Genomic DNA, 7638 nt, shown 5'->3' with positions numbered 1-7638 from the left:
TCCGCCTCGACATCCATGTCGAGCTCGAGCATGTCGGCCGGGTAACCGGTCTTCGCACCGACCACCTCCAACAGCGCCGCCTCCACACCAGCCGCATCGACAGCGGGAGCGGCCGTCACGGCGGCCGGGGCGGACGAAGTGGCCATGAAATCGACGATGTGACGCAGCGTGCGCAGCTCCGCGAGCTGCTCGGGACCAGCGGCGACACCACCGCCGAACCGCTCCTGCATCACACCCATGATCTCGACCCGCTTGATCGAGTCGATCCCCAGATCCGCCTCGACATCCATGTCGAGCTCGAGCATGTCGGCCGGGTAACCGGTCTTCGCACCGACCACCTCCAACAGCGCCGCCTCCACACCAGCCGCGTCCACGGTGGGAGCGGCCGTCACGGCGGCCGGGGCGGGCGGCTGGGCCGCAGTGGTCGGTGAGGTGACGCTCAGAAGCTGCGGGGCCGGTGCGGGAGCCGGGGCCAGCGCCGGTGCGGGAGCGGGCTTCGGGGCCAACGCGGCCGGGGCCTCGGTGGGCTGCGGGGCCGGCTGCGGCGCGATCTGCGGGGTCGACGGCGCCTGCACGGGGCGCTGTTCCGGTGACGGTACTGCCGAGCCCAGCTCCAGGCCCGCGAGGTCGCGGAGGACCTCGTTGGCCCGCTGGTGGCTGCGTCCGATGTCGATCCCGTGCTCCTTCACGGCATTGACACCGGGCATGATCTGGCCCAGCCGACCCTGTTCGGCGGCCCGCTCCAGGAGGCCGGTGAGACGCTCGGCGCTCTGGAGCTGGCTGCTCAGGTAGTCGTCGTGCAGGGCGAGATGGTCGGCCATGAGATCGGCCAGGCGGTCACTGTCCACGTGAGGGGTCTCCATGACGGTGGAAGCAGGAGCGGGGGTCGGGGCGGCCGGGGCGGGGAGGCTCGGCTCGCGCACGGCCACGGCGGCGGCGGTGCCGGCCGGAGCGGTGGCCGACTGGGCGGCCGGGGCCGGAGCGGACACCGAACGCACCGTGGGTGACGAGCCGTTGGGCCCCGCGGCCGTTGTGATGGTCGCGACCGGAGTCGGAGCCGGGGCCGGGACCGCCGCAGGGGCGGGAGCGGACGGACCTCCGTCGGACCCTCCCGCCCTGCCCGATCCGGCCGATGCGTCCGTCGGCGCTCCCCCGCCCGTCCCGGGGAGAGTCGGTACGGCGATCCGGTACCCGCTGTCGATCGCGTCCCGGTATTTGGCCTTGCGCTCCGGCGAGACGTAGTTGATGCCGTTGAGGAGGATGGACATGCCCTTGGCGGGCGTCTCCTCGGCAACGGGCTCGACGTAGCGGTCGGTCGTCGCCAACTGCAGTCCATGGACCGCGAGTTGGGCCACGGCCTGCTTCAGAGCGACGTCCGCGTCGCGCCCGGGGCCGGCGTCCACGGAGAGCGCCGTGTGCTCGCGGTCGCCGAGGATGCGCCGTACGAGCTGGGTGAGCACGGTCTTGGGCCCGAACTCCACGAACACCCGGTGTCCGGCGGCGTACATGGCCTCGACGCACGTGGCGAAGTCGACGGGGTTGGTGAGCTGTTCGGCGAGGACCGTGCGGTTGGCGGCGGTGTCGTCACCGTACGTGGCGCCCTTGGTGTTGGCGTAGACCGTGCCGGTGGGGGCGCTCACCTCGTGGCGCTCCACGTCGGCGCGGAAGGCGTCCAGGGCGTGGCCGACGAAGGAGGTGTGGAAGGCGGCGGAGACGGGCAGCCGGCTCGCGCGCAGACCGGCCGCGGCGGCGTCGGCGACCAGGCGCTCGACCTCCTCGGTGGGACCGCCGACGACGATCTGGTCCGGCGCGTTGCGGTTGCAGATCACCACGCCGGTGCGCTGGGCGAGCAGTTCGGTCACCCGCTCCTCGGGGGCGGAGACCGCGGCCATGGCGCCGGCGTCGAATCCGGGGTCCTGCGGCGGTGCCATCGCCTTGCCGCGGGCCCGGGCCAGCGCGAAGAACGTGTCGTCGGTGAGGGCTCCGGCGGCCCACAGGGCGGTGAGTTCACCGAAGCTGTGGCCGAGGAAGCCCTCGGCGTGGAAGCCGAGTTCGGTGAGGTAGGCGAACTGACCGGCCGACAGCGCGCCGATGGCGGGCTGGGCGTAGGCGGTGGCGCGCAGCGCGGTGTCCTGCTCGGCGCGCTCGGCGTCGCCGAACACGGGCGGCGGGAAGGCGATGCGGGACAGCGGCTCCACGCCGTCGAAGTGCCGGTTGGCGGCGTCGAAGGCGGCGCGCAGCGGCGGCAGCGCCAGCACGGCGGAGCGGCCGGGGTTGACGTACTGGCTACCCTGCCCGGCGAACAGCGCGGCGACCTTGCCGGAGGCCGCGGCCGTACGGCGGAAGTACACGCCCTTGGGGTGGGACCAGTCGTCGGCGTCGGCGCGGGCGCGCAGTTCACCGAGGGCGAGGGTGCGCAGGTCGTTCAGTTCCTGTGCGGTGCGAGCGACGAAGGCGACCCGCGCGTGGTCGGCGGGGGCCGGGCCGCCGGTCGCCGGGGCACCGGAAGCGAGGGTCTCGGTCAGCTGCGCGGTGTCGGGCGCGTGCCACAGGTGCACCGCCGCCACCGGGTGGGAGACGCGCAGGTCGCCGCCGTCGCCGTACTCCTCCATCACCACATGGAAGTTGGTGCCGCCGAAGCCGAACGAGGACAGCGCGGCGCGCCGCTTGGGCCGCTCCGGGGTGCGGATCCAGGGCCGGGTCTCGGAGTTGACGTAGACCGGGCCGTCCGTGAAGTCGATGGCGGGGTTGGGCTCGTCCACGTTGATGGTGGGCGGGAGCACCTTGTGGTGGAGGGCGAGCGACAGCTTGATCATGCCGGCCGCGCCGGCCGCCGCCTTGGTGTGCCCGATCTGCGACTTGATGCTGCCGAGGGCCGCGAAGCGCCGGGTGTCGCTCGCCTCCGAGACCACGGCGGACAGCGCGCTCAGCTCGGTGGCGTCGCCGACGGCGGTGCCGGTGCCGTGCGCCTCGAACAGCTCGATGCTCGCCGGAGAGCAGTCGGCGTCCTCGTACGCGCGGCGCAGGGCGACCATCTGGCCTTCCTTGCGCGGGGCGTAGATGGACTTGAAGCGGCCGTCGCTGGAGGTGCCGATGCCGCGCAGCACGGCGTAGATCTTGTTGCCGTCGCGCTCGGCGTCGGAAAGGCGGCGCAGCGCGAGCATGCCGATGCCCTCGCCGATCAGCGTGCCGTCGGCGTCCTTGTCGAACGGGCGGATGTGCCCGGACTTCGACAGCGCCGGCGTCTTGCTGAAGCACAGGTACATGAAGATCGTGTTCTCGGCGTCGCAGCCGCCGACCAGCATGGTGTCGGCGCGCCGCTCGACCAGCTCGCTGACGGCGGCGCGGACCGCGCCGAGGGAGCTGGCGCAGGCGGCGTCGATCGTCATGTTGATGCCGCCGAGGTCGAACCGGTTGGCGACGCGGCCCGCGACGACGTTGCCGAGCATGCCGGGGAAGGAGTTCTCCTCCCAAGGGGCGTACGCCAGGCGGAACTTGGCGACGATCTCCTCGGCGTCCCGCTGGGACAGGCCGCAGCTTTGGACGACCTCCTTGAGGACGCCGCTCTGCAGCCGCGCGGTGAGCGGCTGGGTGAGCTGGTTGGCGCCGGTGATGCCGAGGACGACGCCGGTGCGCGCCTTGTCGTACCAGGCCTGGTCGGCCCCGGCGTCCTTGAGCAGGTCGCGGGTGACGACGAGGCTGAGCAGCTGAAGGACGTCGGTGACCTCCAGGGTGTTGGGCGGCAGCCCGAACTCCAGCGGGTTGAACGGCGTGTCGGGGATGAAGCCGCCGCGCTTGGCGTACGTCTTGTCCGGCACGGTGGGGTCCGGGTCGTAGTGCTCGTCGACGTCCCAGTGACCGGCGGGCACGTCGTCGATGCAGTCGGCGGCCGAGACGACGTTCGACCAGAACTCCCGCAGATTGCTGGACTTGGGGAAGAGCGCGGAGAGGCCGACGATGGCGATGGGATCCCGGGCGAGCCGACGGTCGAGGTCGGATTCCTGCGAAGAGTTCACGGCGAATCTCTCTGGATCTGGAGCGAACAGGGAGGTCGTGGGCGGCGGCCGGGCGGACCCGGTGAGCGGGCCGCGGCCGGGGCCGGCCGGTGCGGGTGGTGGTCCGGGGGCGGGCCGGCGACGGCGGTGCTGGCGGGTGCGCTCTGCGGGAGGCGCCCTGCGGCGGGCTCCGGGCGGACGGTGGGGGGACGAACCGGCCCGGTGCCCACCGGTGTCAGGCCGCGGCGGTGCGCTGCTCGGACTCCTCGGCGATGTGCGCCGCGAGGGCCTCGATGGTCGGGTGGTACCAGAGGGCGGTGGTACCGAGCTCGAACCCCAGCCACTTCTCCATCTCGCCCGCGATGATCAGAGCGGCGGTGCTGTCGAGGTCGAGCTCGTCGAAGTACTGGTCCGGCGGGACCTCGGAGGGATCGACGCCCAAGCGCGTCGCAATCTCGTCGATCAGCCACTTCTGGGCCTCATCGGCCGTGATCTTCACCATTTCCGATCCTCTCCGAACGGCTTGTCGCACGTTTTCCGGGGGTTGGGCGGATTGCAGCAGAACGCCACGCAGAAGAGGTGCGGGGTGCTTGAGCAAAGAGAGCCACAACGGGGCCGGGCGGAGTTATTGGTCCGCGTGCGTGAACCTACGGGCACGGTCGTCGACCGGCAACCGGCTCAGTGCCCGGCAAAGCCTTTCCATGCGCGGAGAAAGGCTTCCGGAACGGACTTCCGCTCATGTCCCCCGCGCTGATCAGGGGTTTTTCGCAGGACTGAGTCAAGTGAGCGCCGCGTGTCAGGCTGCGGAAAGGATGTCAGCGTCCGTGTCAGCTCGCGCAGCGGCAATATGTTTTGCCGGGCCGGCCGCGAATGGCAGCAGCATTGTCCCAACCGGGCAGTGCGTAAAGGCCCTGGACACCAAATGGAGGGACTCGTCACCCAGAAGTCGACTCGCCAACGGAAGGTTAATTCCGGTGGCGTGCGATTCCGGGTCGAGTCCCTCCACTCGGTCAGTCAGAGGGTCGGGTTCCGCGGTCACACCGCGGCAATTCCACCCTCCGGCGCCTTGCTGAGATCCGGGGTGGTCGGCGCGGCATCGGACACCGGCCGTGCATGGGATCCGCGCACGACGAGCAGCACCAGGACGCCCGCGACGACCGCCACGAGCCCGCCGGCGAGGAACACCTGGTCCAGGCCTGCGGCGTAGGCGTCCTCGACGATCCTCTGCGCGGCGTCGCGGGACTCGCCGGGGACCGAGGCGAGGACGGCGGCGGACTGTCCGCCGGTGACGAGGTCGGCCAGGTCGTCGGTGCGGGTGAACAGCGCGCTGTCGGCGAGCCTGTCCGCGATGACGCCGGACACGACGGTGCCGACGGCCGGGATGCCGAGGGCGAAGCCGAGCTGACGGAAGGTGTTGGCCGCGCCGCCCGCCATGCCCATGCGGTCGGGCGGGGCCGCCGCGAGGGCGGCCGAGGCGAGGACCGGTGAGGCGATGCCGACGCCGACTCCGGCCACCAGGAAGCCGGCCAGCAGGGCCGTCCAACCGGAGGTGCCGGTCAGGGACATCTCCAGGAACGAGCCCGCGCCGATCAGCAGCAGTCCGCCGCCTATCGGGTACTGCGGCGGGACGTTCGCGAGGAACCGGCCGGCGAGTCCGGCGGCGAGGAAGGACATGCCGCTGAACGGCATCAGGATCAGACCGGCCTTGACCGGGCTGAAGCCGAGCACCGACTGCGCCCACACGGACACGAACACCAGGTTGGCGAAGGCGGCGGCGCTGAACACCACGGCTCCGGCCATCAGGGTGGCGAAGGAGGGCGTACGCATCAGGCGCAGGTCCAGCATCGGGTCGCGCCGGCCGCGCTCGACGAGGATGAACAGCACCAGCGCGAGGGCCGATCCGCCGAACAGGGCCAGGGTGGTGCCGTCGCCCCAGCCGTCCTCGCCCGCGTGCAGCAGGCCGAAGATGAGCAGGGTGGCGACGAGAGTGAAGCCGATCGTGCCGGGCAGGTCGATGCTGCGATCCGCCCGGGTGGCCGAGGCCGCCAGGTGGCGGCCGCCGATATAGAGGGCGATGGCCGCGACCGGCAGGTTGACCAGGAAGATCCAGCGCCAGTCGAGGTGCTCGGTGAGCAGACCGCCCAGGATCGGTCCGGCGGCCGCGGCGGCACCGTTGACCGCGCCCCACATGCCGAACGCGACTCCGCGGTCGCGCCCTTGGTAATGGCTCGCCAGGAGCGCGGTGTTGGTGGCGAACATGGCGGCCGCGCCGAGGCCCTGCACGCCGCGCGCGGCGATCAGCACCTCGCTGCTGCCGGCCAGGCCGCAGGCGAGTGAGGACAGGGCGAAGACGGCCAGTCCGGCGAGGTAGACGCGCCGGGCGCCGGCCAGGTCGGACAGCGATCCGAGTGCCATCAGCAGGGCGGCGAGTACGAGGACGTAGATGTCCACGACCCATTGCAGGGCCGAGAACGAGGCGTCGAGGGAGTCGGTCATCTGGGGCAGCGCGACACTCACGATGGTCACGTCGATGAGCAGCATGAAGGTGCCCAGGCACACGGCCACCAGCGGCATCCATTTGCGCATGGCGTGGAGCCTCTCGGGGTGGGTCCGGTGCGGATGGGGAAGTTGGCCGCACCGGGGCGGAAGGGGCGGCGGGAAGACGTCTCCCGCAGAGGTCGAGCGACCTCTGTTAGTCACTGTCTAAGAGACTACATCATGCTGTTAGACAGTGGCTAATAAGTTAAAGTTGATCGTGCCTAGCGAGCCGCCGGGCATCACAGCGCTGCAGCAACAGCGCCTCAATGTGAGGTCGTTCGTCATGTCTGACTCAGCACCGCGCCGCCGGTCACGGGCGGCAGCGGGCCTGCCGCCGATCACGGCGGACAAGATCATCGATGCGGCAGTCGAGGTGACCGGGGAACTGGGACTCGACGGCCTGTCCATCCGGCAGATCTCCACCAGACTGGACGTCTGGCCCGGCGTGATCGCCTATCACGTCGGCGACCGCGAGGCCGTGGTCATGGGCGTGATCGACCGCGTGATCTCCCGGATCCCGATCCCCACCGACGATGTGCCCTGGCGCCAGTGGTTCCGCTCCGTGATGTCCGACGGCCGGACCGTGCTGCGCCGGTACCCCGGCGTGGCCCGCCGGCTGTGCGCGGTGGGACCGAACGTGCCGTCGGCGCTGCCCACCATCGACACGGGCATCCGGGTGCTGATGAAGGCCGGCTTCGGCGAACACGCACCCGAGGTCTACCGCTATCTGTTCAACAGCGCGTTCGCGCTGGTCGCCGTGGAGGACGACCGGGGCCAATACCCCACGGCGCGGGCCGACATGGGGCGCGCGATGGCCGCCTTCGCGGAGGACGAGTCACAGCCGGGTCTGGCCGCGGCGGGCACGACCGCCCGCGCGCGCAGCACCGATCCCGAGGCGATCGAGGCACAGGAGACGGAGTTCTTCCTGTTCACCCTGGAACGCGCTCTGGACGGTGCGGAGGCCATGCTGACGGCCGGCTGAAGCAACCTGACAACGGATTGGGGGGGTGGGGGGGGAAAGGGGGGCGGGGAAACACAACACACAGCGTTCCGGGGGGGGGTGGACGAGCAGGGGGGGGGGGAGGACCCCCGCAAACAACCAGAA

Annotated in this window: 4 protein-coding genes; 1 reads left to right on the top strand and 3 read right to left on the bottom strand. The window is 71.2% G+C overall.

All coding sequences use genetic code 11. The features are described from left to right. From ACFQ6S_RS05305 to ACFQ6S_RS05295, 3 genes are all read right to left on the bottom strand, one after another. Window positions 1-4016 (bottom strand): beta-ketoacyl synthase N-terminal-like domain-containing protein (locus tag ACFQ6S_RS05305; RefSeq protein ID WP_383404336.1); only part of this gene is annotated, 4016 nt, incomplete at its 3' end. 214 nt (window positions 4017-4230) lie between these two features. Next, window positions 4231-4497, bottom strand: coding sequence for an acyl carrier protein (locus ACFQ6S_RS05300; RefSeq protein ID WP_383403773.1), 267 nt, complete (start codon window positions 4495-4497; stop codon window positions 4231-4233). 533 nt (window positions 4498-5030) lie between these two features. Further along, a complete protein-coding gene (locus ACFQ6S_RS05295) occupies window positions 5031-6581 on the bottom strand; it encodes an MFS transporter (RefSeq protein WP_383403770.1) in 1551 nt (516 codons plus the stop codon). 235 nt (window positions 6582-6816) lie between these two features. Between ACFQ6S_RS05295 and ACFQ6S_RS05290 the strand changes: the two genes are divergently transcribed. Then, window positions 6817-7515 (top strand): TetR/AcrR family transcriptional regulator, encoded by a 699-nt coding sequence (locus tag ACFQ6S_RS05290; RefSeq protein WP_383403767.1) that lies wholly within the window; start codon window positions 6817-6819, stop codon window positions 7513-7515. Window positions 7516-7638: the final 123 nt, after the last annotated feature.

This window comes from Streptomyces sp. NPDC056479 (assembly GCF_042795335.1).
Classification (GTDB): Bacteria; Actinomycetota; Actinomycetes; order Streptomycetales; family Streptomycetaceae; genus Streptomyces.
This window is presented reverse-complemented; position numbering and strand designations above follow the sequence as displayed.

Bases quoted from the DNA above. Each gene is read 5' to 3' on its own strand.
- ACFQ6S_RS05290 (WP_383403767.1), top strand. From the start codon at position 6,817: ATGTCTGACTCAGCACCGCGCCGCCGGTCACGGGCGGCAGCGGGCCTG.
- ACFQ6S_RS05300 (WP_383403773.1), bottom strand. From the start codon at position 4,497: ATGGTGAAGATCACGGCCGATGAGGCCCAGAAGTGGCTGATCGACGAG.
- ACFQ6S_RS05295 (WP_383403770.1), bottom strand. From the start codon at position 6,581: ATGCGCAAATGGATGCCGCTGGTGGCCGTGTGCCTGGGCACCTTCATG.